A 24,993-nucleotide genomic window follows, 5' to 3' on the forward strand; every position below is an offset into this window, starting at 1 on the left:
TTACTTAGCTAAAGGATGAATCATATCCTTTGGCACCACAAACTTATCATAATCAGCCTCACTCACAAGCTTAAGCTCCAAAGCACTTTCTTTAAGTGATATGCCTTTTTTGTGGGCATTTTTAGCTATCTTTGCTGCATTTTCATAACCTATGTGAGGATTAAGTGCAGTTACTAGCATTAAAGAATTGTGTAGATAGTAATCAATTTTTTCTTTATTTGCACTAATGCCAACAGCACAATGCTCGTTAAAACTTAGCATAGAATCAGCAAGCAAATCAAGACTTTGCAAGAAATTATAAATAATAACAGGCTTAAAGACATTAAGCTCAAAATTTCCTTGAGAAGCTGCAAAGCCTATAGCTGCGTCATTTCCCATCACTTGCACAGCTACCATGGTTACAGCTTCACACTGCGTAGGATTAACCTTGCCCGGCATTATGCTAGAACCTGGTTCATTTTCTGGGATATTAAGCTCACCAATCCCACATCTTGGACCACTAGCTAGCCATCTTATATCATTTGCGATTTTCATTAAATTTGCAGCCAAGCCTTTCATCGCCCCGTGTGTAAAAACCATAGCATCGTGGCTAGTTAGGGCATGAAATTTATTTGGGCTGGCTTTAAGTTCAACCCCTACAAGTTTAGTCAGTTCTTTGCTTACTTCTTCGCTAAAATTAGTCGGTGCATTAAGCCCTGTGCCAACAGCAGTGCCGCCGATGGCAAGCTCTCTTAAAGTAGGTAGTGAAGCTAGAATTTGCTCCTTAGAATGCTCTAGCATAGAAAGATAACCACTAAATTCTTGTCCTAAAGTCAAAGGCGTAGCATCTTGCAAATGAGTGCGTCCACTTTTAATGATATCTTTAAATTCCTCAACCTTTTTCTTTAAAGTTGCTGCTAGAGTATCAAGAGCGGGCAAAAGCTTTTGTTCTACTTGTTGGGCTGCTGCTATACTCATAGCTGTTGGAAAGGTATCATTTGAGCTTTGTCCTCTATTTACATGATCGTTAGGATGCACGAATTTTTCTTTGCGAAAATCTTTGCCAAGTATTTCAGTTGCACGGTTTGCGATGACTTCATTTACATTCATATTGCTTTGTGTGCCCGAACCTGTTTGCCAAATCGCTAGCGGAAAATGTTCATCAAATTTACCTGCTACTACCTCATCACAAGCCTTAACAATAGCTTCTTTTCTTTCATCATCAAGCCCATTTTTTAAGCGATTATTAACTATGGCTGCTGCTTTTTTGAGATGAGCAAAAGCATAAATTAAAACCTTTGGCATTTTTTCTATGCCTATGCGGAAATTTTCTAAACTCCTCTCAGTTTGTGCACCCCAATATTTCTCATCAGGCACTTTAACCTCACCCATAGTGTCTTTTTCTATCCTAAAGCTCATGCTTTCTCCTTTTTATAAAAATTAAACCGCTTAGAGTATAGCAAATTTGCACTAAAAAATCACCAAAAAGCTTTAAAATATTTAATTTTTATTTATAAAATGTAAAGCTAACTCTTTATATAGTCTATCTTGCAAGAATTTTTTTAAGATAAATTCTATATAATCACAAAAATTCAAAAGAGTGTAAAAATGGATCACAAAAAGCTTATAGGTATAGATGAAGCGGGTAGAGGTGCTTTGGCTGGTCCTCTTTTTATGGCAGCTTGCTTGCTTAATAAAAAAATCACTGGCTTAAAAGACTCAAAAGCCTTAAGCACCACACAAAGAAAAAAGCTTTTTACATTTATCAAAGAAAATTCAAGCTTTTTAATCCTTGCATTTTCAAACAAGCAAATCGATGAAAAAGGCTTATCTTACTGCCTTCAAACAGGCTTAAAAATCATACTCAAGCATTTTTCATCTATACAAAATACTGAGTTTTTATTTGATGGCAATACAAATTTTAAAGTTCAAGGCATAAAAACACTCATAAAAGCTGATACTTTAGTGCCAGAAGTTTCAGCTGCAAGCATACTTGCTAAGGTAAGCAGAGATGAAGTGATGATATATTTAGACTCAAAGTATCAAAATTACGGCTTCAAACAACACAAAGGTTACGCAAGTAAAGCTCACATAGAAGCTTTACGCGTATGCAAAGAAAGCGAAATTCATCGATCAAGTTTTAAGCTTAAGTGTTTTGAGGGCTCTTTGTTTGATTAAAGAATGCTTTTTAAAAACCGAACTTAACTTGAAATTTCAACTGATATATGTGCTAAAGCCTTGCAAGTTTGTAACTTTGACTTGATTTTAGCTAAGTTTTGCTGACTTTTTAAACTTAAAATACAAGCATAATGTTCCTTATCGATTTTAAGCAAATGCAAATCTTCAATCTCACCAAATTCTTTACTCAAAGCTAAAACTTCACTCAAAACAGGTTCGTCCATAGTAATATCAAGTAAAATTTTTCCACTATCTTTTATAAGTCCTATAGACCAAATAAAAACAAGAGCTGCTCCCAATAAACCCATAGCTGCATCAAGCCACCACCAACCCAAAAACAAGCCACCAACAAGAGCGATAATTGCAAGTATAGAAGTTAAAGCATCAGCTAAAACATGCACATACGATGCTTTTAAATTCAAGTCTTTAGAATGATCTTTTCCTTTAATTTCCACTTTTTGCTCTTCGTGCGAATAAATGTAATTTTTATGCTCGCTATGATCGTGCGTATCGTGATTATGATCGTGGTTATGTCCGCAAACACCGCCATCATCTTTTAAGAACCACACACAAATAGCATTAACAAAAAGCCCTAAAAAAGCTACAATAATAGCCTCTGTATAGGCTATATCTTCAGGATTTAAAAAACGATGAATAGACTCATACGCCATCAAAAAAGCTATTGCAAGCAAAAACAACGCGCTTGTATAAGCTGTAAGTATCTCGACTTTATAAGTGCCGAAATTGAAACGATGATCTGTAGCATAACGTTTCGCAAAAAAATACCCAAGCAAAGCTAAACCGAGTGCTACAGCGTGAGAACTCATATGCCACCCATCAGCAAACAAAGCTATAGAGTTAAAAAAACTCCCAGCGATAATCTCAACAACCATAGTGATAAGAGTGAAAACAAAAGCATAAAAAATGCGTCTTTGTGCTTTTTCGTTTGAACTACTATAGCTATAAAAGCAAGTTTTTCCGTGTAAATAAGAAGTATTCATCTTTTTTCCTTGTATAAATTTAAATCGTATTTTTTTAAATTAAAGCTCTTTAAGCAAGCTCTAATTTAATTTTTGATACTATACCCTAGTATATCTTAAAATTTGTTAAAGGGATAAAATGGCACACACTATAACTCATAAAAACAAACTCTTAACAAGGCTCAAAAAGATAAAAGGACAGATCAATGCCCTAGAAAAAGCCTTAGAAACCGAAAACGAATGCTTTAAGATACTCCAGCAAATCGCTGCTGCAAGAGGAGCGATGAATGCTTTGCTTAATGAAGTCTTGCAAGGACATATCAAAGAACATTTACTTGACGCAAATACAAAAGCAAGAAGACAAGAAGAAATTGACAATCTTTTGATGATACTTAAAAGCTATTTTCGCTAATAATTCACAATAAGCGTAAATTAAGCCGACAAGCACAAGTGTGTATTTACACACTAATGTAAATAAAAAATAACTTTTTTATTTACATTAGTAACAAGTATCACTTATGCTTATAGTTAAGTTACAATTTTATACATTATTACATTCCACTTAAGCAAACAAAACAAATTTTCATTTTTCCTTTGCTAAACTTAAAATTAAAATACTAAAAATATTTTTAAGGAGTTTTAATGTATCAACAAATTTTTGATCCATTAGGTAATGTTTGGTTAAGTGCATTGATGGCTTTTATCCCTATCTTATGCTTTTTGCTTTGTTTGCTTGTATTCAAGCTTAAGGGCTATCAAGCCGGCTTTGCTACCGTTATCGTAGCAACTTTGGTGGCATATTTTACTTATGGTATGCCTTTTTCACTCATTGGTGCAAGCTTTGTGCAAGGTTTTGCTCAAGGTATGTGGCCTATCGCTTGGATTATCGTTGCTGCGATCTTTCTTTACAAACTTTCAGTTAAAAGCGGTTCTTTTGAAGTAATCAAACAAAGCGTTATGACAATCACGCCTGATCATAGAATTCAAGTTATTCTCATCGGCTTTTGTTTTGGTTCTTTCTTAGAAGGAGCGATTGGTTTTGGTGGTCCAGTAGCCATTACTGCGGCACTTTTAGTAGGTTTAGGACTTCGCCCACTTTATGCAGCTGGACTTTGTTTGATCGCAAATACAGCTCCTGTTGCTTTTGGTGCAGTTGGAATTCCTATCATCGCGATGGCAAATTTAGTTGGTGTTGAACAGCACGCAGTTTCTGCTATGGTAGGTCGTATGCTTGTGCCACTTAGCCTTACCGTGCCTTTCTTCATCGTCTTTTTGATGGACGGCTTTAAGGGTGTAAAAGAAACTTTTCCGGCTATCTTAGTTGCCACATTGAGCTTTACAGCAACTCAATTTATAAGCTCAAATTATCTTGGTGCAGAACTTCCAGATATCGCTTCAGCTGTCATTTCGCTTGCTTGCACTACTATCTTTTTGAAATTCTGGTCGCCTAAAAATATCTTTAGGCTTGATGATTTAAAAGACTTTTCAAACCACGAACAACTTGAATTTGGCAAGGTATTTAAAGCTTGGCTTCCGTTCATCTTACTTATCCTTTGTATCATCGTTTGGACTCAACCTTGGTTTAAAGCTTTATTTGTTAAAGGAGAAGTGTTTGATTATACTCAAGTAACTATGGCATTTAATAATTTAGAAAGCAGTATCACTGATCCAAATGGCAAGGCTATAGATTTAAATTTACCGATAAACTTTATCGCCTTGCAAGCAGGAACTGCTATCTTAGCCGCAGCTTTTTTAACAATCATCTTTTTAAGGATCAAATCAAGTGTCGTTGAAGAAGCATTTGGAGATACTTTAAAAGAAATGGCTATGCCTTGTATCACTATAGGACTTGTTGTTGCATTTGCATTTATCGCTAAAAATTCAGGTATGTCAGCTACATTAGGAACGGCATTTGCACAAACTGGCAATGCCTTTGTTTTCTTTAGCCCAGTTATTGGCTGGATAGGCGTGTTCTTAACAGGCTCTGATACAAGTGCAAACTTACTCTTTGGACCATTACAACAAGTTTCAGCTAATACACTTGGCATAAAAGAAGCTCTTTTCTTAGCAGCAAATTCAGTTGGTGGTGTTGTTGGTAAGATGATCAGCCCTCAAAGTATAGCTATAGCTTGTGCTGCGGTTGGTTTAGCTGGTAAAGAATCAGACTTGTTTAAATTTACTCTTAAATATTCTGTTGGCTTTATCATCTTAATAGGTATTTGGACTTGCATCATCGCATTTTTCCTTAATGGAATAGTCCCTGATGTCGCTTATATACAAAAATAATGTTTTGTGCCTTGCTTTATTCAAGCAAGGCTTATCTTTATTATAAAGGATTTATTTTGAATAAAGTGTATTTTTACGCAACTTGCTTAGGCACTGTTGCCATGCAAGAAATGGTGCTTAATGCGATCAAACTCCTTCGCAAAGAAGGCGTGGGAGTGCTTTTTAAGAAAAATCAAACCTGCTGTGGGCAGCCGAGTTTTAATTCAGGTTATTTTAACGAAAGCAAAGAAGTGGCTTTGTATAACATTCGACTTTTTGAAAAAGACTATCCCATCATCGTGCCAAGCGGTTCTTGTGCAGGTATGATGAGTCACGATTATATAGAACTTTTCAAAGAGGATAAAAGACTTGATGAGATCAAACATTTTAGCTCAAGAGTAATCGAGCTTTCTCAATACCTTGATCAAGTTTTAAATGTAAATTACGAAGACAAAGGTGAGCCTATAAAGGTAACTTGGCATTCAAATTGCCATGCTTTAAGAGTGCAAAAAAGCATTGCTTCGAGTAAAAATCTTATCAAAAGGCTTAAAAATGTCGAGCTTATTGAACTTGAATACGAGCAAGAATGCTGTGGTTTTGGCGGAACTTTTTCTGTAAAAGAACCAGAAATTTCAAACGCTATGGCAAGAGCAAAGGTAAATGATATACAAAACACCGGAACAAAATACATTATCAGTGGCGATGGTGGTTGTTTGCTTAATATCAAAGGCACGATGAGTAGAATGGGGCTTGATATAAAAGGCTTTCATTTGTATGACTTTTTACTTAAAAGACTTGAAGGAGCAAAACTATGAGTGCAGAACACAAATTACCGCACGAAGTTGCTGTTCATGAAAATCTTAGCAATGAACAAATGAGAACAAATTTAACCACTGCAATGCATATCTTACAAAAAAACCGTCTTAAAGTTATCGATGATAAATTTGAGGATTGGCAAGGCTTAAGAGCAAGGGCAAAACAGGCTAAAAACAACGCCTTAATGAGTCTTGATGAGTGTTTGCTTGAATTTGAAAAAAATGCTACAAAAAATGGTATGCATGTGCATTGGGCAAGTTCTGATACTGATGCTTGTGAGATCATTTATCAAATTATGATGGAGAAAAAAGCAAATAAAATCCTCAAAGGTAAATCTATGGCAAGCGAGGAAATAGGCTTAAATCACTATCTTGAAAAAAAGGGCTTAAAAGCCGTTGAAACTGATCTTGGCGAGCTTGTTTTACAGCTTGATGAAGATACGCCGGTGCATATCGTCGTGCCAGCTATTCATAGAAATCGTTATCAAATTGGGCAAATCTTTAAAGACAAGCTTGGTGCAAGCCTTGAAAGCGAACCAGAAAAGCTTAATGCCATAGCTAGAGAGCATTTAAGAAATCAATTTGAAGATTTAAAAATAGGCTTAAGTGGCGTAAATTTTGCGATATCAGAACAAGGAGCGATTTGGCTTATAGAAAACGAAGGTAATGGCAGAATGTGCACCACTGCTTCAGACATACACATCGCCCTTTGTGGCATAGAAAAAGTGATGCAAAGCTTTGAAGATGTGGCAACTATGGTGCATTTGCTTACCCCATCAGCAACAGGACAATTTATCCCAACTTATAACAATATCATTACAGGACCTCGAAAAAATGGGGATTTAGATGGACCAAAAGAAGTGCATATCGTGCTTTTTGATCACAACCGATCAAGAATGCTTGCAAATAAAAATTATTATGAAGCCTTGCGCTGTATTCGTTGCGGAGCATGTATGAACTTTTGTCCGGTATATGATAAAATAGGCGGACACACCTATCAAACCACCTATCCTGGACCTATTGGCGAAGTGATTAGTCCAAATCTTTTTGGTATAGATAAAACCGGCGATATTTTAAGTTTTTGCTCACTTTGTGGGTGTTGCTCTGAAGTTTGTCCGGTAAAAATTCCACTTGCCGATCTCATACGCACACTAAGAAGCAATAAAGCAGGACAAGGAGAACAAAAGCTTTTAGGCGATGAAAATATACATCATAACAAAGCCGAATCTTTTGCAATGAGAAATTTCCAAATGGCAGCGACAAATGGGTGGCTTTGGCGTTTTTCTCTAGGCAATGCACATTATTTTAACTGGGCGGTGCAAGGGCTTAAGAATACATTACCGGTGATTAAAAAATGGAGCGAATTTAAGGATTTGCCTTCCATAAAAACCGATCTTTATAAAGAAGTTCAAAAGCTAGAAGGAGTAAGCTATGAGTGAGAATAAAAGTGAAATTTCAAGTCGTAGCAAAGAAGCGATCTTAAATGCCATAAGACAGAGAAACAAAATAAAAGACTTTGAACGCATACAAACAAGCGATCCAGTCGTGCATATCAAAAGAGTTGGTGACGAAGGGGCGATAGATGAGATGAAACGCAAGATGAGTGATAACAAATTCATCGTCGAAGAGTGCGAAAAACACGAGCTTGAAACAAAGATCAATGAAATCGTCGCTTTGTATGGCTATGAAAAATTTATCTATGGCACAGGCTTAGAGCTTGATATAGATAAAATCAAAGCCAGCGAAAAGGTATGTTTTGATCAAGAAATAGAAAATTTGCGTCATGAGGTTTTTCACAGCGAATTTTCTGTCATTCACGCAAAATGTGGCATAAGCTCACACGGAATTGTATGCGTACCAAGCTCGCCAAAACAACCTAGAATGCTTTCTTTAGCACCGACACTTTGTATCATTTTGCTTGAAAAAAGTAAGATTTTAAACTCACTAGCTGAAGCCTTGAATTTAGTAAAAAGCGAAAATGAAGTCTTGCCAAATAATATTTTATTTATCGCTGGTCCTTCAAGAACGGCTGATATAGAACTTATCACGGTTTTTGGCGTGCATGGCTCACAAAAAGTGCATTTGGTGCTATATTAAAAAACTCTAGGGCTTTTTGCCCTAGAACTTTGCTTAAATTTAATAAAATCAAGCTTCTAAAATTTTCAAAAAGCCTACTTTTTTCTAAGCTTTAAGTGTTAGAATATATTTAGAAAAGATACTTAAAGCCAGCAGTTACGAGGTGTAGCTCACCCCAGCCATCATGTGATTGGATGAAGCTTTTTCGGTTATCTTTTACTGCTAAAGAATACGCTAAGCCCACATCGACACTTTCACTTAATCTTTTTCTTAACCCAAGCCCAAACATAAATGCATTTGCATCAGGTATGCCAAACACACCTTGAGGCGTTGGTGTCTCATCATAAGCAAAAGAAAGCATAAAAGTATAATCATCACCAAAATAACTTAAGCCCAAACGATACGCATTGCTATCTTTCCAGCCTTGTCCGTAATATACAGCATTATAATCAGCCGAATTCATTTGACTTGCTGTAGTTCCGGGCATAGCTTGCTCAAAACTTCCTAAAATGCCAGTTTGTCCATAAAATAGAGCATTAGAATATCCAAATTTAAAGATATTAGCATTACTCCAAAAAGTGCGTTCATACACAAACTCAGCCCTAATTCTACCAAAATCTTGAGCTAAAGCAATATTAAAAATCGCTGGCAAATCCGCATCAAGCTTTAAATTCGCGTCCATATAAGTTGAACCTATATCAATAGGTCCAAGTTTTCCCATTTGAGCTAAGGCATTGAGATTTCCTTTCATATTTAAAGCTCGTTTAGAACGATAAGTCATTGATATAGTCGTGCTTGAAGCGGGTTTGATACTCAAAGCAAGGTTATAGCCCACTCCCCAGCCCTTAGCACTAGAAGTTTGAGTTACATTTGTTGTGCCATACATTGTTGTTCCTACAAGATTACTTGTAAAAGGCACATTTAAGGTATTGTCAAAATCTCCCCAAGAATACAACACGCTCGCACCCATGCCCACACTAATAAAGTCTTGATAAGTCAAAGATATAACAGGATTTAAATCAAGTATAGCAAGGCTTAGATCGTCCATAAAGCCACCGCCTTCTTTATTCCAGTTCATATTGAGCCCTTGAGGTGTAGTAAGTGAAAGCCCATAATGAAGCTTTGTATCCTCGCTTAGTTCATAAGCCTTACTTTTAAAGAAAAATTTTGGTGCAAATTGTTTGGTAGCATTAGCATAACCTTGCACTCTTACACTTTTTGGATCGGTTGTGGAAGGAATGTTTGATATATCTTGTTTTATATCCCCTCCAACCTTAGTAAAATCAAAACCCGGCACATAAATAAGAGTCGCATCAAATTCAAATTCAAATTTATCACTATCCTTACCAAAAGCCATATTTGCAGGATTATAATAACTCGCATCAGCCCCATATGCCCCAGCTACAAAGGCTGAATTTAACGCTGTGCCGTTTAAGCTTTGCTCGGCTAAACGATACCCAGAAGCAAAAGCTAAATTCGAACATAAAACGCACGAGAGGGCAAAATAAATCTTTTTTGAACGTTTATTCATTATTTTCCTTATGTATAGGGCTATAGGGTTGTATTGTATAATAAATAATTTAAATTACACTTAAGCCATTTACTTTAATTCTTGTATGCTGTAAGATAATTTTATATTTTTGCTTTTTTACAAACTCAATATTTTTCAAAAAAGCATTTTCTAAGCTAAATTCAACTTTTTTTTAACTTAAATTTGCTACAATCAAGCCTTTATTTTTTGCGAAAGGAAAAAGATGTTAGAAGGTATCGTTAGAGAGAGTATCGGTAGAAAGGCAGCTAAAGCCTTAAAAAGAGATGGTTATCTAATCGCAAACATCTATGGTAAAGGCTTGGAAAACATCCACGCTGCGTTTAAACTAAACGACTTTATCAAAGAAGTGCGTAAAAAAACCAGCCTCATTTTCGATATTAAAGTTGGAGCAAACACTTATAGTGTTGTGATTGTGGATTATCAAAAAGACCCTGTTACTAGCCAGCTTAAGCATGTGGATTTAAAAGTCGCTCAAAAAGGCGTCATCGGCAAATATATGGTGCCTGTAAAGCTTAGTGGCACAGCTATTGGGCTTAAAAACAAAGGCGTTTTAATCCAAAGCAAAAGACGTCTTAAAGTAAAATGCACAGCTGAAAATTTACCAAATTTCTTCGAACTTGATGTAAGTAAGCTTGATGTAGGTGATGCCTTAATGGTGCGTGATATAAGCTTACCTCAAGGTGTAAGCATTATTGAAGCTGATCGCGTAGCTGTTGTGGGTGTAGAAAAGGCAAGATGATCTTAGTCGTAGGGCTTGGCAATATTGGCAAAGAATACGAAAATACAAGACACAATGTCGGTTTTATGCTCATTGATCTGCTCTTAAACGAGCTTGAAACCACCTCAATTTCAAACACCAAATTTAAAGGAGAATTGTTTAAAAGCAATTCTTCGCCCATTTTACTCTTAAAACCCCATACTTTTATGAATAATTCTGGCATAAGCGTGAGCGCTGTGATGAACTTTTACAAATGTGATCGTTTGATTGTGATTCATGATGATATAGATTTAAGTCTAGGCACGCTTCGTTTTAAAAAAGGTGGTTCAAGTGGAGGACATAACGGACTTAAAAGCATTGATAGTTTTTGTGGAAATGATTATGAACGCGTGCGTATAGGCATAGGTAAAAATGAAGATGTGATTAGCTTCGTGTTGGGGCATTTTAGTGCTGATGAACTTAAAAGCTTAGAGCCTGTTTTAACACAAGCTAAAAATGCTGTTTTAGCCTTTATAAATAGCGATATAACAAGCATTATTTCAAATTTTTCTTTAAAGAAAAAAGAATGAGTATTTTTTTTCGTTTTATCTCTGCAATTTATCTTAAAAGTTTTTTTATCATTTTAATCGCTTTGACTTTTTTCTTTGTAGGTATTGATCTGCTTTTGAATTTTAAAGACTTGCCAAATTCAGCTAATCTCGTTTTTTTGTATGTTTTATTTCTTGCCTGCACGGCGTTAAGCTATATAATGCCTATTTCACTAGTCTTTGCTTTAATCATTTGTTTGATCAATATGATACGATCAAACGAACTTGTAAGCTTTTATGCCTTAAGCTTGTCAAGAAATTTAGTGATTTTATATCCTTTTTTATGGGCTGTGTTCTTTTGTTGTGTGTTTATAGGGCTTAACTTCACGCCTTTTGCTTATGCAAATGATTATAAAAGTAATATCTTAAACAATGCCGTTTTAAGCACGCAAAGTTCGAGTATTTTTGTGAAATATGATGATAAATTTATCTACATAGAAAGTCTTGAGCCTTTACAAAATGAAGTTAAAAATATAAAAATCTTTAGTATTGATAAGTTTAATCTAAGCCAAATTCAACAAGCCTTAAAAGCACGTTTTAAAGACAATATTTGGCTTCTTGAAAATGCAAATGAAATCACCATACCAAGCGAGCTTAAACTTTATGGTGAGGGGCTAAAGATAGAAAATTTTAATGAACTTGAAACTTTAGAAGGTTTTAAGCCAAAGATCATTGAAAGCGTGGCGAGCAAGAGTAATTACACTATCATTGATGCGTGGCAGAGTGTTAAAGCTTTTCAAACTCAAGGCGTGAATACAAGCAGAGTAAAAACAGAGCTTTACAAACTTATCTTTGCACCTTTGTTCGCTCCTTTTTTAATGCTGATTTTATATCAGTTTTTCCCTATCATAGGACGTTTTTTTAATCTTGCTTTTATTAGCTTTATCTTTTTTGTCGTTACGCTTGGCACTTGGGGTTTTTTGTTTTTGCTGACAAGACTGAGCGAAGGTGGTGTTATCAGTGCAGAAATAGGCATTATAACCCCTGTTTTAAGCCTTGCATTTATTTCGTTTTTTATCCTTTATAAAAAGAAATTTTAGCTGGGTTCTCTCATCATTTTTCTTTCAATCTTAAAAGATTAGCCAAAATCCCGCCTGAAATGTTATGCCACACAGAAAATATGGCTCCAGCTACTGTAGCTAGTGGCATAGAAGCAAAATGAATAGCAGCTAAGCTTGTAGCAAGAGCTGAATTTTGCATACCAACTTCTATGCAAATTGTCTTTCTTTTAGCAAGGGGCATTTTTAAAATTTTTGCTAAAAGATAGCCTAAAATATAACCTAAAACATTATGAAGCATAACCACAATGATGATCAAAAGCCCTATTTGCATAAGTTTGGCTGAGTTTATACTCACCACGCAAGCGACGATAGCCATGATCGCAAGCACTGAAATGAGAGGTAAAATTTCTTCTATCCTTGCCGTAAAGCGAGGAAAAAAATGAGAAATCAAAAGCCCTAAAAATATAGGAAAAATCACTATTTGCACTATAGAAAAAAACATGGCAAAAACATCTACTCCAACCTTTTCTCCAACAAAAAATAAGGTCAAAAGTGGAGTAAGTAAAGGTGCTAAAAAGGTAGAAAATGAAGTAATGCTTACAGATAGAGCCAAATCTCCCTTTGCAAGATAGGTTATCACATTTGAAGAGGTTCCGCCCGGACAAGCACCAACCAAAATAACGCCAATAGCAAGTTCAAGTGGCAAGTTAAATAAAAAGCAAAGCACAAAAGCGATTAAGGGCATTAAGGTAAATTGTGCTATAATACCTATGCTTAAATCTTTTGGACGCTTTAAAATAAAAGCAAAATCACTTGCCCTCATCGCCAAACCCATACCAAACATAACTATCATCAGCAAATAATTAATATAACTTGCCTTAATAAAGCTTACTGAACTTGGATAAAACAAAGCCAAAGCCGCAACAAGCAAGATGAAAATAGCCATATATTTTGAAAAAAAATTGCTCACAACTTTTAAAAAATTCATAATTTGCCTTATAAATTGAGATAAAAGGAGCATTATAACCTAAATTATAATAATTTTTGGCTAAAATGCTGATATTATTTAAAATTTTAAGGATATATATGCGAAGTGATGTTATCAAAAAAGGGTATTTAAAGGCACCAAACCGCTCTTTATTAAGGGCTTGTGGGCTTGAAGATGAAGACTTTGGTAAGCCTTTTATAGGCGTAGCTAATTCTTATATAGATATTATCCCCGGACATTTTTACCTCAACAAATATGCCGCCATTATCAAAGATGAAATTCGCAAAAATGGCTGTGTGCCCTTTGAGTTTAACACTATAGGCATTGATGATGGCATAGCTATGGGGCATAGCGGTATGCTTTTTTCTCTGCCAAGCCGTGAAATTATTGCTAATTCAATAGAAAGTGTGATGAATGCACACCAACTTGATGCACTCATTTGCATACCAAATTGCGATAAAATCACTCCGGGTATGCTTATGGGAGCTTTAAGGGTGAATGTGCCAACCATATTTGTAAGTGGTGGTCCTATGAAAGCTGGAAAAAGCACAAAGGGTGAAAAACTTACTTTAAATAGTGTCTTTGAAGCAGTAGGTGAGTTTGAAGTGCAAAAGATAAGCGAAGAAGAACTTAAAGATATAGAATGCAAAGCCTGTCCGAGCGGAGGTTCTTGCTCTGGTATGTTTACTGCAAATTCCATGAACACACTTTGTGAGGCTATGGGTATAGCTCTAAGCGGTAATGGCACGGCTTTAGCCTTAAGTGAAGAAAGAGAAAATTTACTTCGAAAAGCTGCAAAAAGGATTTGTGAGATCGCTCTTGATGAGAAGTTTAAAATCAGAAATATCATCACTGAAAAAGCGATTAAAAATGCCATGGTAGTTGATATGGCTATGGGAGGAAGCTCAAACACTATACTTCATATGCTGGCTATCTCTCGTGAAGCTGGCGCACCTCTTGAGATAAAAAGCCTCAATGATATAAGTAAAAAAATTGCTCACATTGCTAAAATCGCTCCAAGTCTGCCAAGTGTAGCTATGGAAGATGTAGGCAGAGCTGGGGGAATGAATGCTGTGATAAAAGAAATTTCGCGTCGTGATAATGGACTTTTAGCCCTTGATGCCCTTACTATCAGCGGGGAAAGCTTAGGCGAAAGAATAAAGGATGCTCAAATTCTTGATGAAAACGTAATTCACAAGGTAGAAAATGCGTATTCAAAGGTGGGTGGTTTGGCGATTTTGTTTGGAAATTTAGCCGAACAAGGTTGTGTGATAAAAACTGCTGGCATAGTTGGTGAGCGTAAATTTAGCGGTAAAGCTGTGTGTTTTGATAGTCAAGATGAAGCTATAAGGGGCATTATCAAAGGTAAAGTGAAAAAAGGCAATGTGTGCGTGATACGATATGAAGGACCAAAAGGGGGTCCGGGTATGCAAGAAATGCTTTCTCCAACAAGCTTAATTATGGGCATGGGACTTGGAGCTGATGTAGCTTTGATCACTGATGGACGCTTTAGTGGTGCAACAAGAGGCTTAAGCATAGGGCATATAAGTCCTGAAGCTGCTGAAGGTGGGCTTATAGGCTTGCTAAAAGATGGTGATATTATTGATATAGATGTGGATGCTTATGCTATAAATGTGCGTTTGAGTGAAGCTGAAATAAAACAAAGACGCGAAAATTTCAAACCTTTGCAAAAGCCTTTAAAATCTCGTTATCTTGCTCAGTATCAAAAACTAGTAAGCAATGCAAGCAATGGTGCTGTACTTGATCTTGATTTTTTTAAACACTAAGTTTTGCAGCTTTATTTGAATTAAAATATACATTCAAAATAAGGCTGTAAAAGTGTTTTTAAACAACACAATAGCGGAACAAAAATAGGACTAAGCTATCAATACAACGCCCAAGAACAAAAAACTGAAGCTTTTTTAAATATAAACAATCAAAGTTTTGCACTCAAAGAAAATTCTTTTCTTTTAGAAAACAAAAGCTTTAATATACTTTTAAAAATGTTTGAAAATAACACAAATTCAAAAACCCAGTCCGAGCAATCAGCACTTCAAAGAGTCTTGCAAGAATTTGGGTGAAAGTAGTGTTAAAAAATTCTTTAAGAATAAAGAATTTTTATATAAGCTTAAAATTAAAAATAAATTATTTATTGGAACAAAATTTGCTTTTTTAAAAACAATAAAAAACTTTTTAAATTTTTATAAGGTATAAAATAATAAAGTTTTTAAAATTTGCTATAATAACGCTCATGAAAACACAAAGTTTTAAAAGAATCATCATAAAAGTTGGCTCACATACCTTAAGTGAAAAAGATGCTTTAAGTCTTGATCGTATAAAAAATTTGGTGTATTTTTTGGCTGATTTGATGCAATATTTTGAAGTGATTTTAGTAAGTTCTGGGGCAACTTCAGCTGGATATACAAAATTTCATTTAGACAGGAAAGAGCTTGTCAATAAACAAGTATTAGCTGCCATAGGACAACCTTTTTTAATGCAAACTTATAATGATTTTTTAGCCAAATTTGATAAAATCGCTGCTCAAATTTTGCTTACTGCAAGTGATTTTGATTCAAGAAAAGCGAGTAAAAATGCTAAGAATGTCGTTGATACTATGCTTAAGTGTGGAATTTTACCTATCATTAACGAAAATGACACGACAGCAACTTTTGAGTTTTTCTTTGGAGATAATGATTCGCTTTCAGCATATGCTACGCATTATTTTAATGCTGATTTGCTTGTGATTTTAAGTGATATTGATGGCTTATATGATAAAAATCCACACGAATTTAAAGACGCAAAACTTGTTTCAAGGCTTGGATATATCGATAAAAAATGGCTTGAGCAAAGCTCAAAAACAGGTAGCGAGCATGGCACAGGTGGTATAGTAACGAAACTAAAAGCAGCTTCATTTGTGCTTGAAAGAAATAAAGCTATGTTTTTGGCAAGTGGCTTTGATCTTTCTGTGGTTAGGGCTTTTTTACTCGAAAATAAACAAATCGGCGGCACATTTTTCATCAAAGATGAATAAGTTTTTGTCATTTTATATTAAGTTTTAAATTCCTCAAAATTCTTATTTTGAATTTTATATGTCTTTAATATGCTCTTGCTCATAATGCTGTACTAATTCTTTAGGGGCAACTGCACTAGAATTTGCACTTAATTCATCTAAAAATGATTTTTTAAGTGCTTTGATATGCTGCTCATAAGTAAGTTGAGTTTGCTGGCTTTGTAATGCTTGAATAAACATGATTTTTCCTTTATTGTTAGATAGAAACTATATTCAGCTTTTATTTTAGTTCCTGTAAAACTCTTTGAAGCAAAGATGAATTTGATGAATTTGAAGTTAAATTTACTTTTTTTGAATTTTAAAACTTTAACTTGCTCGATTTAATGATTTTATTAGGATTTTTTTTGTAAAATTACTTTTCTAAATACGCTTTTTTAAGGTTAAATTTATGATAGATGTCATGCGAATTCAAGCAATCCTTCCTCATCGCTATCCATTTTTACTTGTTGATAAGATCACAGAGCTAAAAATCGGCGAACTTGTAAAAGGATATAAAAATGTCAGCATTTCAGATCAAGTTTTTATGGGGCATTTTCCAGATCACCCTATATATCCGGGCGTGTTGATTTTAGAGGGTATGGCTCAAACAGGTGGAGTTTTGGCTTTTGAAAGTATGGACGATAAGGTTAATCCTAAAGAAAAGGTGGTGTATTTTACCGGCATTGATAAGGCTAAGTTTAGAAATCCGGTTCGTCCGGGTGATAAGCTTGATTATGAGATGTGTGTGGTAAAAAATCGTGGTAATTTATGGATATTTGAAGGAAAAGCTTTTGTAGAGGGAGCTTTGGTAGCTGAAGCTGAATTAAAAGCTATGATCATTGATAAGTAAAAAAATGCAAAAAATTCATCCAAGTGCGGTTATAGAAGACGGGGCTATTTTAGGCGATGATGTTGTCGTTGAAGCCTATGCTTTCATTAGCAAAGACGCAAAAATCGGCAATGAAGTAGTAATTAAGCAAGGTGCTAGAATACTTGCTGATACAACCATAAATGATAAAAGCAAGGTTTTTTCTTATGCTATAGTGGGTGATATTCCTCAAGATATCTCATATCAAGACGGACAAAAAGGCGGAGTGATCATCGGTAAAAACTCGATTATTAGAGAATTCGCGACTATAAATTCAGGCACAGCCAAAGGGGACGGATTTACACGTATTGGGGATAATGCTTTTATCATGGCGTATTGCCATATCGCACATGATTGTTGTTTAGGAAAAAATGTTATCTTGGCAAATAACGCAACCTTAGCCGGACATGTTAGACTTGATGATTTTGTCGTGGTTGGTGGCTTAACGCCTATTCATCAGTTCGTGTACGTAGGAGAAGGGGCGATGATCGCTGGAGCTTCAGCACTTTCTCAAGATATAGTGCCTTTTTGCCTGGCTGAAGGAAATCGCGCAAACATTAGAAGCCTTAATCTTGTGGGTATTCGTAGGCGTTTTGATAAAGATGAGGTAGAGTGTATTAATAAAGCTTATAAGTTCTTGTTTAAAAATGGGGATTTAAAAGAGAAGGCTGAAAAGCTTTTAAGTCAAACTTCAAGTAAAAATGTAAAAAAAATGTGTGAATTTATCCTTGAAACAAAGCGAGGAATTCCTGTATATAGAGGAAAAAAATGATTAAAAAATGTAATTTTTGTGGAGAAAGCGAAAGTGCACAAAGAAGAATTCTAGCAAATGAACAAGATGATGCTTTTATCTGTCAATATTGCGTTGAGGGTGCGTATAATCTCATCTTTGGCGATGAAAGAGCGAAAAATCCGCCATTAAAGCAAGAAACAATAGATTTTAAAGATATTACACCAAAAGAGCTCAAGGCTTATTTAGATCGTTATGTTATAGGACAAGATAGAGCCAAAAAAATCTTTTCTGTGGGTGTATATAATCACTACAAAAGAATATTTAAATCTGCCTTGCAAGATGATGATACCGAGCTTTTTAAATCAAATATTTTGCTTATCGGACCTACAGGAAGCGGAAAAACTTTGCTTGCTCAAACTTTAGCTAAATTTTTAGATGTGCCAATTGCCATTTGTGATGCGACTTCTTTAACTGAGGCTGGCTATGTGGGTGAAGATGTTGAAAATATACTCACACGTCTTGTTCAGGCTGCAAATGGCGATGTGCAAAGGGCTCAAAGGGGTATAGTTTTTATTGATGAAATTGATAAAATCGCTAGAATGAGCGAAAACCGCTCCATTACAAGAGATGTAAGCGGAGAAGGTGTGCAACAAGCTTTGCTTAAAATCATCGAAGGAAGCCTCGTTAATATCCCGCCAAAAGGTGGTAGAAAGCACCCTAATCAAGACTTTATTCAAATTGATACTTCAAATATACTTTTTGTATGTGGTGGGGCATTTGACGGCTTAGATCAAATTCTCAAACGTAAGCTTGGCGATAAGGTTGTGGGTTTTACTGATAGTGAGGAAGCTGACAAAAAAAGCTTGCTTGAAAAGATAGAGCCTGATGATTTGGTGCATTTTGGGCTTATCCCTGAACTTATCGGTAGGCTTCATGTTATCGCTTCTTTAAATGAGCTTGATGAAGATGATATGGTTCGTATCTTAACCGAACCAAAAAATGCTATTATCAAGCAGTATCAAAAGCTTTTTGCTATAGATGGTGTGGGTTTGAAATTTGAAGATGATACGCTTAAAGAAATAGCTAAACTTGCTTTGGAGCGAAAAACAGGTGCTAGGGGTCTTAGAAGCATTATTGAAGAATTAATGGTGGATTTGATGTTTGAGTTACCAGAATACAAAAATTACGATATAATCATCACTAAAGAAGTGGTGCGAGAAGGTGCAAAGCCTTTATTTATCAAAACGAAAAGGGTGGGATAATGATACTTGATCAAGTGATTGGATTTTTTTCAAGCGATATGGGCATAGATTTAGGCACAGCAAATACTTTAGTGCTTATCAAAGACAAGGGCATAGTAATCAATGAACCTTCTGTCGTGGCGGTTGAACGCGAAAGATACGGAGGAAAGGCAAAAATTCTAGCCGTAGGTAAAGAGGCTAAAGATATGGTTGGCAAAACTCCAGCAAACATAGAAGCTATACGCCCTATGAAAGATGGTGTTATCGCTGATTTTGATATGACTGAAAAGATGATCCGTTATTTTATAGAAAAAACTCATCGTCGCAAGAATTTCCTTCGTCCAAGGATTATTATTTCTGTGCCTTATGGGCTTACTCAAGTTGAAAGAAAAGCGGTTAGAGAAAGTGCTTTAAGTGCTGGAGCAAGAGAAGTATTTTTGGTTGAAGAACCTATGGCAGCAGCAATTGGAGCGAATTTACCTATACAAGAACCAAAAGGAAATTTAGTCGTTGATATAGGTGGAGGAACAACTGAAATAGGCGTTACCTCACTTGGTGGTTTGGTGATTTCAAAATCAATCCGCACCGCCGGAGATAAACTTGATATGAGTATAGTTAATTATGTCAAAGAAAAATACAATCTTGTTATAGGCGAACGAACCGGTGAAGAGATCAAGATCACCATAGGATCAGCCTATCCTTTAAATAAAGAGCTTACCATGGTTGTTAAAGGACGAGATCAAATTAGCGGACTTTTAAGTCGTATAGAACTTACTAGTGAAGATGTGCGCGAGGCAATGAGAGAAAACTTAAAAGAAATTGCTGATGCTTTAAAAATGGTGCTTGAGATGATGCCACCTGACTTAGCCGCTGATATAGTCGAAAATGGCGTAGTTTTAAGTGGTGGCGGTGCTTTAATAAGAGGGCTTGATAAATATCTATCAGAAACCGTGCGTTTGCCCGTTTATGTTGCTGATGAGCCACTTTTAGCTGTAGCAAGAGGCACTGGTAAAATTCTAGAAGAAATCGCATTGTTACGACAATTAACCAATGAAGAATAAAATTCGTGGTGTTTTAGTTCTTTCTTTTTTAGTCTTTATCTCTTTTTATTATGGAGGTTTGATTAAAAAAAATGTTTTATTCATTAACGATATTATCATCACGACGTATTATGATGTAAAAGATTATATGAGCGAGAGTATAAGCGAGCATTTTAATCAAGTTGATCAAATTCGTGCCCTAAAAGAGCAAAACAAACAACTTGAAGAAGCCTCTGCTTTAATCTCAACCTTTGCCAATCAACTCAATTTGCTTTTAGAAGATAAAAACTCCACTCAATACCTTCCAAAAGTTTCCTTAGTTAGAGCTATTTCTTATGCACAGATAAGTGACTATAATAGACTTTGGCTTTCCACAACACATTTTAATGGAACTCAAAATAGAGGATTGATCTATCAAGGTTACACAGCTGGCATTGCCATACTCAAAAATGATCGTCCTATGGCTTTGCTTCAAAGTGATGAACAATGTGCTTTTTCAGTGCATATAGGTAAAGATAAAGTTCCGGGTGTGCTACAAGGGAATGGAGATAAAGTTATCATTAAATTTATACCAAAATGGCAAAGCATTCATATAGGCGATGAGGTTTTAACAAGTGGATTAGATAACATCTTTTTTAGCGGTGTGCCTGTGGGAAAAATCATAAAAATTGATGATAGCGATATGTATCAAAGTGCTGAGATAGAGCCTTTTGTCAAGGTTAATATCCCAGCTTATATGTATATGGTAGAAAGATTTTAGCTTAGAGTTTGAAAATTTCTATCTCTTTTTGCAAGTGTTCAGCGATATCCTTAAGCTCTCCAGCTGCTTTTTTATTTTCGATAATGGTATTTTTGGTTTGAACTGAAATATCCGCACATGAAGTCACTTGTTTTTCTATTTCTTCCATAAGTTTGATTTGCTCATTGACTTCTTGATTTACTTCTCTTGCTTTTATGAGACTGTTGTTGGCTTGTTTTGCGATTAAATCCATAGAATCACGCATTTCATCACTTAAGTTTTTGCCTTGAGTGATAAGGGGGATTGACTCTTGTATAGCTGTAGATGTAGCGACGGCTTCTTCTTGAATTTTTTGATTAATGATAGTGATTTGTCCGGTAGCTACACCTGTTTTTTCAGCAAGCTTTCTAATCTCATCAGCAACGACGGCAAAACCCCGCCCTACTTCACCAGCTCTTGCAGCTTCAATAGCAGCATTTAAAGCTAAGAGATTGGTTTGATCTGTGATCTCGCTGATAAGTTCCGTGCTTTGTCCTATATTTTGAGCATGTTCGTTTAAAAAACTGATTTGCTCTGACATCTTACCTGAGTTTTGGGCCACATTTTCCATTTGTTCAGCTGTTTCTTGAGCTGCTGTTTTGTTTTCTTGACAAATTTGAGTGGTGTTTTTAGAGTTTTGTTCAGTTTCATCAGCTATTTTTTGGATATTATAAGTTTTTTGGACAAGCTCATGTATGCCTTGTGCTGATTTCTTTGACAAATTGTCTTGTTCATTGGTCGCTTTTTCGGTATTTTCAAATATATCATTAACAAGTTCAACTTTTTTATTAATCTCACTTGAAAGAGTAGCGATTTTTTGCACTATATTTTTAAGCTGACTTTGCATTTTGCTCGCTGTATGTAGTATGCTTGCTTCGTATTTGGTTTGAATTTGAAGCCTTAAATTTCCTTGTGCGACTTCATTAATGATACGATTTACTTCAGCTGGTTCTCCACCTACAACCTTTTTGATATAACGAGCACTATAACTTGCTACGATAATCGAGATGATAAGAGCAATTAAAATAATAGCAATCATAATTGGCACAAAAGCTTGAGAATCAGCGATGGCTTGATTTGTTAAATTTGAGTTTGCAAGCTCTTCATGATCGATAAGAACATTAATGCGCGCAAGCCAAGTGATAAATTGCGGACGAGCTTGATCTAAAATCATCGCTTTAGCTTGATTTATATTACCCTGTTTTAAGCTTTGCAAGATCATTGTATAAGTTTGCAAGGTTGTATTTTTAATCTCTTCTATATCCTGATACATTTTTGTTTCAGTTTCATTGAGTAATTTTTTACTAAAAAGCTCTGCGAAATTTGCTTCAGCTTTATTATAATCATCTTCAAGCTTTTTGATCATATTTAAGGTGTTTTGAAAATCTTGTTCATCTGTAATCAAGGCTGCGTCACGGATTAGAATCGATCGATCATGCACAGAGCCTCTAAAATTAATCGCTTGTCTTGAAATCACTCCATTGACATAAGTTGCACGAACAAGCATAGAGTTAAGTTCTTTAACCTCATATATAGAAAAGATAGAGGTTATAACCATAATAACAACAATACAGGCAAAACCCATATAAAGCTTAGCCGAAATTCCTAGATTCATTATCAATACTCCTTCTAATTAACTAAGATTTAGTTCAAATTTGTAACGAATTTATATTCAATTCTATCATCTATCACATTTTCATACAATTATAATATAGAATTATAAATAATTCTATATTATTTTTATACCAAATTGATACTAAAAAAGTATGATCAAAACTCTTAAATTTGAGAGCATAATTTTTGCTTATGAGCTATATATTGTGTATTTGATCGTGTAATAGCTGGTAAAAACGCATAACCGCTGAGTGTATCGATGAGTATGCAAACACTTTGAGTTTGATTAATAAGCTTAATAATGCAGTATTTGTTTTTGTGTATAAGAAGTTTATCAAAGGCTTGATTTGCTCCTCTTAAAGGTGAATAAAGCCTACCAAATTCATCAAAAATCACACGAGTGCTACCAGCACAATCATCTTTAAATTCCACCCTTAAAATACCAAAAGTTTTTTGTATATTAAACCTCTGACTTGCCTTTTCATCTTGGGCGTTAATTACTCCACTTTGCCCTGAATTCATCAGCTTTTTTGGATTAAAAAGATCAACAGCAATTTCTCTGTCTATATTGATATTAATTTTACCGATATTTGCGTTTCCATCGCCATTTTTATCCAAAAATAAAGTATAAGTTTGCTCGTTATTTGTTGCGCTTTTTGACCGGATAAAATACAGCTGCCACCTTGCCTTAAACCATTCATCTTTTGTAGCAACGCTTAATTTTTCATCTCTAAAACTTTCTTGCATTAAGGCTAAAGCTCTTGCGTAGTGTAAATCATTTACAATTTGCTTTGCACCTAGATAAATTTTACTTTCATTACTTGGATAAAATTGAGCTAAAGAAATAATCAACGCAAGGATAATCAACACAAAAACGCTTTCAAGTAAAGAAAAAGCGTGCTTCACTTTTGTTTTATCCTTTCAAGCCTGTAGTATTCTTGTAAGCTTGCGATTTGCACTTTAATATTTGCATTTTTAGCATCATCTAGCTTGATCAAACGATAGGTTTTGCTTGAATCAATGCCATAAAATTTGAGCCTTAAAGCTAAATCTTCATTTGTTTTTACACCTTTTATACCCATTTCATTAAGCTTTAAAGCAAGCTCTTTAACGCCGTGATAATTATATGCAAAATGCTTTTTAGGATTTGAAATAAAAGTATATAGAAAGGTATTAAAAACTATAGCCGTGTAGCATAAAATTAAAAAAATAAGCGAACATTGTATAAAAATATTATATTTTACGCGTAAATTTGGCAAACGAACGCGGTAAGACTGCATTAAAGTGCGTATAAGCAAAGGTGTAGAGATCACACAAAAAGGCAAAAAGTCTTCTAAATAAAGCTTTTGTCTTATCGAAACCAAGCAACAAAATACAAAAGTTGTCGCCATAACAAACCACAACAAAGGTTTTTTATCGCTCAAAGCAATACGATAAATCACATAGAAAAAATATATAAAAACTAAAGGCGAAAAACACGCCGCAAAAATTCCTAAGGTATCTAAAAAATAAGTCTTTGGCTTACCGCCAGTATCAAAACCATAAAAACTTAAACACAAACCAAAAAGAATTAAGGTTACACTCCAAAGCAAGGCATCTTTTTTATAAAAACCAAAGAAAAAAAGTGCAAGATACAAGATCATCACTGAAGAATCGACAAAAAAAGCCAAACATAGAAGAACATAAAAGCTGTATTTTTTCTCATATTCATACGCACACAAGATCAATAAGCTCATTAATATCACTAAAGAAGCTTGATTAACAAGCAAAGCACTTGCAACACTACCGGGCAAAAGCACAAATAAAATGAGCGAAAACAAAGCATCTTTTGGCGTTTTTGTGATCTTTAAAGCAAGCAAATATAAAAGGATACATGATAAAATATGCAAGATTAAAAGGGGCAAACGAAGAGCAAAATCATTTTGTCCAAACACAAAAGTAGAAGCATGCGTAAGATAGTAAAGCAAATTTGTATGTGTAAAATATATCTTTGCTTCATCAACGCCTATGCTTAGTGTACTTGAACCATAAAGTAAAGCGAGCAAATTAAAGATCAAAACCAAGGCGACTATCTTCTTCATCACCAAATACTCTCTTAAAAAAAGTCTTAAGGCATTTTCAAGGATAATATCTTTGCATTCTAGAGTTATTTTCATGTTTTGACTTTAATTTTATTTTCATTCTTAAAAATATATATTATATCAAATTTTTTGGAATTTTTTGTGATTTGAGCTTGCATTGTAAAATGTTTTTAATATTTTACAATTTTGTTGTTAGATGAGTAATGTTTAGCTTTAATTATAGTTTGTTTATCTTTATAAATAGCTGATAATTTTCACACTAACTAAAATATTTTTAAGGATAAAATTTATAATTTTCGTTAAAAATATTTTAGTTAGTGTGAAAAAGTAACATTAAATTTGAATTTTCCGTTTTTTTTTTTTGTATTGCACGCCAGTGCCTTTTTAAGATATAATCAAAAATTTATAAAGCTTTTGTTGAAAAGCTTTTATTTTAGCTTAACTTAAAAA

Annotated in this window: 24 protein-coding genes; 16 read left to right on the top strand and 8 right to left on the bottom strand. The window is 34.8% G+C overall.

Features of this window, described 5'->3' with window-relative positions:
- Complete coding sequence (gene fumC, locus DMB91_RS06260; RefSeq protein WP_034904935.1) at positions 1–1,398, bottom strand: class II fumarate hydratase; 1,398 nt, start codon at positions 1,396–1,398, stop codon at positions 1–3.
- Between the two features lie 189 nt (positions 1,399–1,587).
- Here fumC and DMB91_RS06265 point away from each other — a divergent pair, with 189 nt between their 5' ends.
- A complete protein-coding gene (locus DMB91_RS06265) occupies positions 1,588–2,157 on the top strand; it encodes a ribonuclease HII (protein ID WP_034904936.1) in 570 nt (189 codons plus the stop codon).
- A gap of 23 nt (positions 2,158–2,180) precedes the next feature.
- Here DMB91_RS06265 and dmeF read toward each other — a convergent pair whose 3' ends face one another.
- Complete coding sequence (gene dmeF, locus DMB91_RS06270) at positions 2,181–3,158, bottom strand: CDF family Co(II)/Ni(II) efflux transporter DmeF (RefSeq protein ID WP_052043205.1); 978 nt, start codon at positions 3,156–3,158, stop codon at positions 2,181–2,183.
- Positions 3,159–3,276: 118 nt separating this feature from the next.
- On the opposite strand from dmeF, the gene DMB91_RS06275 reads away from it, so the two are divergent.
- From DMB91_RS06275 to DMB91_RS06295, 5 genes are all read left to right on the top strand, one after another.
- On the top strand, positions 3,277–3,549 hold the full coding sequence (locus DMB91_RS06275; protein WP_034904956.1) for a metal/formaldehyde-sensitive transcriptional repressor: 273 nt from the start codon (positions 3,277–3,279) through the stop codon (positions 3,547–3,549).
- A gap of 230 nt (positions 3,550–3,779) precedes the next feature.
- The gene (locus DMB91_RS06280) at positions 3,780–5,423 is read left to right on the top strand and encodes an L-lactate permease (protein WP_034904964.1); all 1,644 of its coding nucleotides are present in this window, start codon (positions 3,780–3,782) and stop codon (positions 5,421–5,423) included.
- Positions 5,424–5,476: 53 nt separating this feature from the next.
- Positions 5,477–6,217: a (Fe-S)-binding protein gene (locus tag DMB91_RS06285; RefSeq protein WP_143116868.1), complete on the top strand. Its 741-nt coding sequence runs from the start codon at positions 5,477–5,479 to the stop codon at positions 6,215–6,217.
- Positions 6,214–7,656, top strand: a complete 1,443-nt coding sequence (locus DMB91_RS06290; protein WP_034904965.1) for a LutB/LldF family L-lactate oxidation iron-sulfur protein — start codon at positions 6,214–6,216, stop codon at positions 7,654–7,656. Before DMB91_RS06285 ends, DMB91_RS06290 begins: the two co-directional genes overlap by 4 nt.
- Positions 7,649–8,314, top strand: a complete 666-nt coding sequence (locus DMB91_RS06295) for a lactate utilization protein C (RefSeq protein WP_034904966.1) — start codon at positions 7,649–7,651, stop codon at positions 8,312–8,314. Before DMB91_RS06290 ends, DMB91_RS06295 begins: the two co-directional genes overlap by 8 nt.
- Before the next feature lie 109 nt (positions 8,315–8,423).
- Here the strand turns inward: DMB91_RS06295 and DMB91_RS06300 are convergent, their stop codons facing one another.
- Complete coding sequence (locus DMB91_RS06300; RefSeq protein ID WP_034904974.1) at positions 8,424–9,824, bottom strand: OmpP1/FadL family transporter; 1,401 nt, start codon at positions 9,822–9,824, stop codon at positions 8,424–8,426.
- A 223-nt stretch (positions 9,825–10,047) separates the two neighbouring features.
- On the opposite strand from DMB91_RS06300, the gene DMB91_RS06305 reads away from it, so the two are divergent.
- The 3 genes from DMB91_RS06305 to DMB91_RS06315 are packed head-to-tail and all read left to right on the top strand — an operon-like array spanning position 10,048 to position 12,190.
- Positions 10,048–10,584, top strand: coding sequence for a 50S ribosomal protein L25/general stress protein Ctc (locus DMB91_RS06305; protein WP_034904976.1), 537 nt, complete (start codon positions 10,048–10,050; stop codon positions 10,582–10,584).
- Positions 10,581–11,132 (top strand): aminoacyl-tRNA hydrolase, encoded by a 552-nt coding sequence (pth, locus tag DMB91_RS06310; protein ID WP_034904979.1) that lies wholly within the window; start codon positions 10,581–10,583, stop codon positions 11,130–11,132. Before DMB91_RS06305 ends, pth begins: the two co-directional genes overlap by 4 nt.
- Positions 11,129–12,190 carry an LptF/LptG family permease gene (locus DMB91_RS06315; protein ID WP_034904981.1) on the top strand — a complete coding sequence of 354 codons (1,062 nt, stop codon included), beginning with the start codon at positions 11,129–11,131 and terminating at the stop codon, positions 12,188–12,190. The genes pth and DMB91_RS06315 overlap by 4 nt, the downstream gene beginning before the upstream one ends.
- Before the next feature lie 13 nt (positions 12,191–12,203).
- Here the strand turns inward: DMB91_RS06315 and DMB91_RS06320 are convergent, their stop codons facing one another.
- Positions 12,204–13,139, bottom strand: a complete 936-nt coding sequence (locus DMB91_RS06320; protein WP_034904988.1) for a bile acid:sodium symporter family protein — start codon at positions 13,137–13,139, stop codon at positions 12,204–12,206.
- Positions 13,140–13,237: 98 nt separating this feature from the next.
- Here DMB91_RS06320 and ilvD point away from each other — a divergent pair, with 98 nt between their 5' ends.
- Positions 13,238–14,926, top strand: a complete 1,689-nt coding sequence (gene ilvD / locus DMB91_RS06325; protein WP_034904989.1) for a dihydroxy-acid dehydratase — start codon at positions 13,238–13,240, stop codon at positions 14,924–14,926.
- Positions 14,927–15,390: 464 nt separating this feature from the next.
- Positions 15,391–16,170, top strand: coding sequence for a glutamate 5-kinase (proB, locus tag DMB91_RS06330; RefSeq protein WP_034907094.1), 780 nt, complete (start codon positions 15,391–15,393; stop codon positions 16,168–16,170).
- Positions 16,171–16,224: 54 nt separating this feature from the next.
- Here proB and DMB91_RS08875 read toward each other — a convergent pair whose 3' ends face one another.
- Complete coding sequence (locus tag DMB91_RS08875; RefSeq protein WP_156104153.1) at positions 16,225–16,389, bottom strand: hypothetical protein; 165 nt, start codon at positions 16,387–16,389, stop codon at positions 16,225–16,227.
- Between the two features lie 208 nt (positions 16,390–16,597).
- Here DMB91_RS08875 and fabZ point away from each other — a divergent pair, with 208 nt between their 5' ends.
- Genes fabZ through mreC form a run of 5 tightly spaced genes read left to right on the top strand, consistent with a single transcriptional unit; the run spans position 16,598 to position 20,830 of the window.
- A complete protein-coding gene (fabZ, locus tag DMB91_RS06335; protein ID WP_034906634.1) occupies positions 16,598–17,038 on the top strand; it encodes a 3-hydroxyacyl-ACP dehydratase FabZ in 441 nt (146 codons plus the stop codon).
- Positions 17,039–17,042: 4 nt separating this feature from the next.
- Positions 17,043–17,828, top strand: coding sequence for an acyl-ACP--UDP-N-acetylglucosamine O-acyltransferase (gene lpxA, locus DMB91_RS06340; RefSeq protein WP_034906651.1), 786 nt, complete (start codon positions 17,043–17,045; stop codon positions 17,826–17,828).
- Positions 17,825–19,051: an ATP-dependent Clp protease ATP-binding subunit ClpX gene (clpX, locus tag DMB91_RS06345; protein WP_034906636.1), complete on the top strand. Its 1,227-nt coding sequence runs from the start codon at positions 17,825–17,827 to the stop codon at positions 19,049–19,051. Before lpxA ends, clpX begins: the two co-directional genes overlap by 4 nt.
- Entirely contained in the window at positions 19,051–20,091 is a 1,041-nt protein-coding gene (locus DMB91_RS06350; protein ID WP_034906639.1) for a rod shape-determining protein, read from the top strand. The genes clpX and DMB91_RS06350 overlap by 1 nt, the downstream gene beginning before the upstream one ends.
- Positions 20,081–20,830: a rod shape-determining protein MreC gene (gene mreC / locus DMB91_RS06355; protein ID WP_034906641.1), complete on the top strand. Its 750-nt coding sequence runs from the start codon at positions 20,081–20,083 to the stop codon at positions 20,828–20,830. The genes DMB91_RS06350 and mreC overlap by 11 nt, the downstream gene beginning before the upstream one ends.
- 1 nt (position 20,831) lies before the next feature.
- Here the strand turns inward: mreC and DMB91_RS06360 are convergent, their stop codons facing one another.
- The 3 genes from DMB91_RS06360 to DMB91_RS06370 all read right to left on the bottom strand — a co-directional run bounded on the left by DMB91_RS06360 (position 20,832) and on the right by DMB91_RS06370 (position 24,543).
- On the bottom strand, positions 20,832–22,463 hold the full coding sequence (locus tag DMB91_RS06360; protein WP_034906644.1) for a methyl-accepting chemotaxis protein: 1,632 nt from the start codon (positions 22,461–22,463) through the stop codon (positions 20,832–20,834).
- Positions 22,464–22,627: 164 nt separating this feature from the next.
- Positions 22,628–23,368, bottom strand: a complete 741-nt coding sequence (locus DMB91_RS06365) for a hypothetical protein (protein ID WP_034906646.1) — start codon at positions 23,366–23,368, stop codon at positions 22,628–22,630.
- Positions 23,365–24,543, bottom strand: coding sequence for an ArnT family glycosyltransferase (locus DMB91_RS06370; protein ID WP_034906648.1), 1,179 nt, complete (start codon positions 24,541–24,543; stop codon positions 23,365–23,367). Before DMB91_RS06370 ends, DMB91_RS06365 begins: the two co-directional genes overlap by 4 nt.
- Positions 24,544–24,993: the final 450 nt, after the last annotated feature.

It is taken from the genome of Campylobacter sp. MIT 97-5078, from assembly GCF_006864455.1.
GTDB lineage: Bacteria > Campylobacterota > Campylobacteria > Campylobacterales > Campylobacteraceae > Campylobacter_D.

What these genes read in the sequence shown, in the direction of transcription:
- DMB91_RS06370 (WP_034906648.1), bottom strand. Translation starts at nt 24,543, where the DNA reads ATGAAGAAGATAGTCGCCTTGGTTTTGATCTTTAATTTGCTCGCTTTA.
- proB (WP_034907094.1), top strand. Translation starts at nt 15,391, where the DNA reads ATGAAAACACAAAGTTTTAAAAGAATCATCATAAAAGTTGGCTCACAT.
- DMB91_RS06320 (WP_034904988.1), bottom strand. Translation starts at nt 13,139, where the DNA reads ATGAATTTTTTAAAAGTTGTGAGCAATTTTTTTTCAAAATATATGGCT.
- DMB91_RS06315 (WP_034904981.1), top strand. Translation starts at nt 11,129, where the DNA reads ATGAGTATTTTTTTTCGTTTTATCTCTGCAATTTATCTTAAAAGTTTT.
- clpX (WP_034906636.1), top strand. Translation starts at nt 17,825, where the DNA reads ATGATTAAAAAATGTAATTTTTGTGGAGAAAGCGAAAGTGCACAAAGA.
- DMB91_RS06280 (WP_034904964.1), top strand. Translation starts at nt 3,780, where the DNA reads ATGTATCAACAAATTTTTGATCCATTAGGTAATGTTTGGTTAAGTGCA.
- DMB91_RS06290 (WP_034904965.1), top strand. Translation starts at nt 6,214, where the DNA reads ATGAGTGCAGAACACAAATTACCGCACGAAGTTGCTGTTCATGAAAAT.
- DMB91_RS06350 (WP_034906639.1), top strand. Translation starts at nt 19,051, where the DNA reads ATGATACTTGATCAAGTGATTGGATTTTTTTCAAGCGATATGGGCATA.
- DMB91_RS06295 (WP_034904966.1), top strand. Translation starts at nt 7,649, where the DNA reads ATGAGTGAGAATAAAAGTGAAATTTCAAGTCGTAGCAAAGAAGCGATC.
- DMB91_RS08875 (WP_156104153.1), bottom strand. Translation starts at nt 16,389, where the DNA reads ATGTTTATTCAAGCATTACAAAGCCAGCAAACTCAACTTACTTATGAG.
- dmeF (WP_052043205.1), bottom strand. Translation starts at nt 3,158, where the DNA reads ATGAATACTTCTTATTTACACGGAAAAACTTGCTTTTATAGCTATAGT.
- DMB91_RS06360 (WP_034906644.1), bottom strand. Translation starts at nt 22,463, where the DNA reads ATGAATCTAGGAATTTCGGCTAAGCTTTATATGGGTTTTGCCTGTATT.
- lpxA (WP_034906651.1), top strand. Translation starts at nt 17,043, where the DNA reads ATGCAAAAAATTCATCCAAGTGCGGTTATAGAAGACGGGGCTATTTTA.
- DMB91_RS06265 (WP_034904936.1), top strand. Translation starts at nt 1,588, where the DNA reads ATGGATCACAAAAAGCTTATAGGTATAGATGAAGCGGGTAGAGGTGCT.
- DMB91_RS06305 (WP_034904976.1), top strand. Translation starts at nt 10,048, where the DNA reads ATGTTAGAAGGTATCGTTAGAGAGAGTATCGGTAGAAAGGCAGCTAAA.
- ilvD (WP_034904989.1), top strand. Translation starts at nt 13,238, where the DNA reads ATGCGAAGTGATGTTATCAAAAAAGGGTATTTAAAGGCACCAAACCGC.
- fabZ (WP_034906634.1), top strand. Translation starts at nt 16,598, where the DNA reads ATGATAGATGTCATGCGAATTCAAGCAATCCTTCCTCATCGCTATCCA.
- mreC (WP_034906641.1), top strand. Translation starts at nt 20,081, where the DNA reads ATGAAGAATAAAATTCGTGGTGTTTTAGTTCTTTCTTTTTTAGTCTTT.
- pth (WP_034904979.1), top strand. Translation starts at nt 10,581, where the DNA reads ATGATCTTAGTCGTAGGGCTTGGCAATATTGGCAAAGAATACGAAAAT.
- DMB91_RS06275 (WP_034904956.1), top strand. Translation starts at nt 3,277, where the DNA reads ATGGCACACACTATAACTCATAAAAACAAACTCTTAACAAGGCTCAAA.
- fumC (WP_034904935.1), bottom strand. Translation starts at nt 1,398, where the DNA reads ATGAGCTTTAGGATAGAAAAAGACACTATGGGTGAGGTTAAAGTGCCT.
- DMB91_RS06300 (WP_034904974.1), bottom strand. Translation starts at nt 9,824, where the DNA reads ATGAATAAACGTTCAAAAAAGATTTATTTTGCCCTCTCGTGCGTTTTA.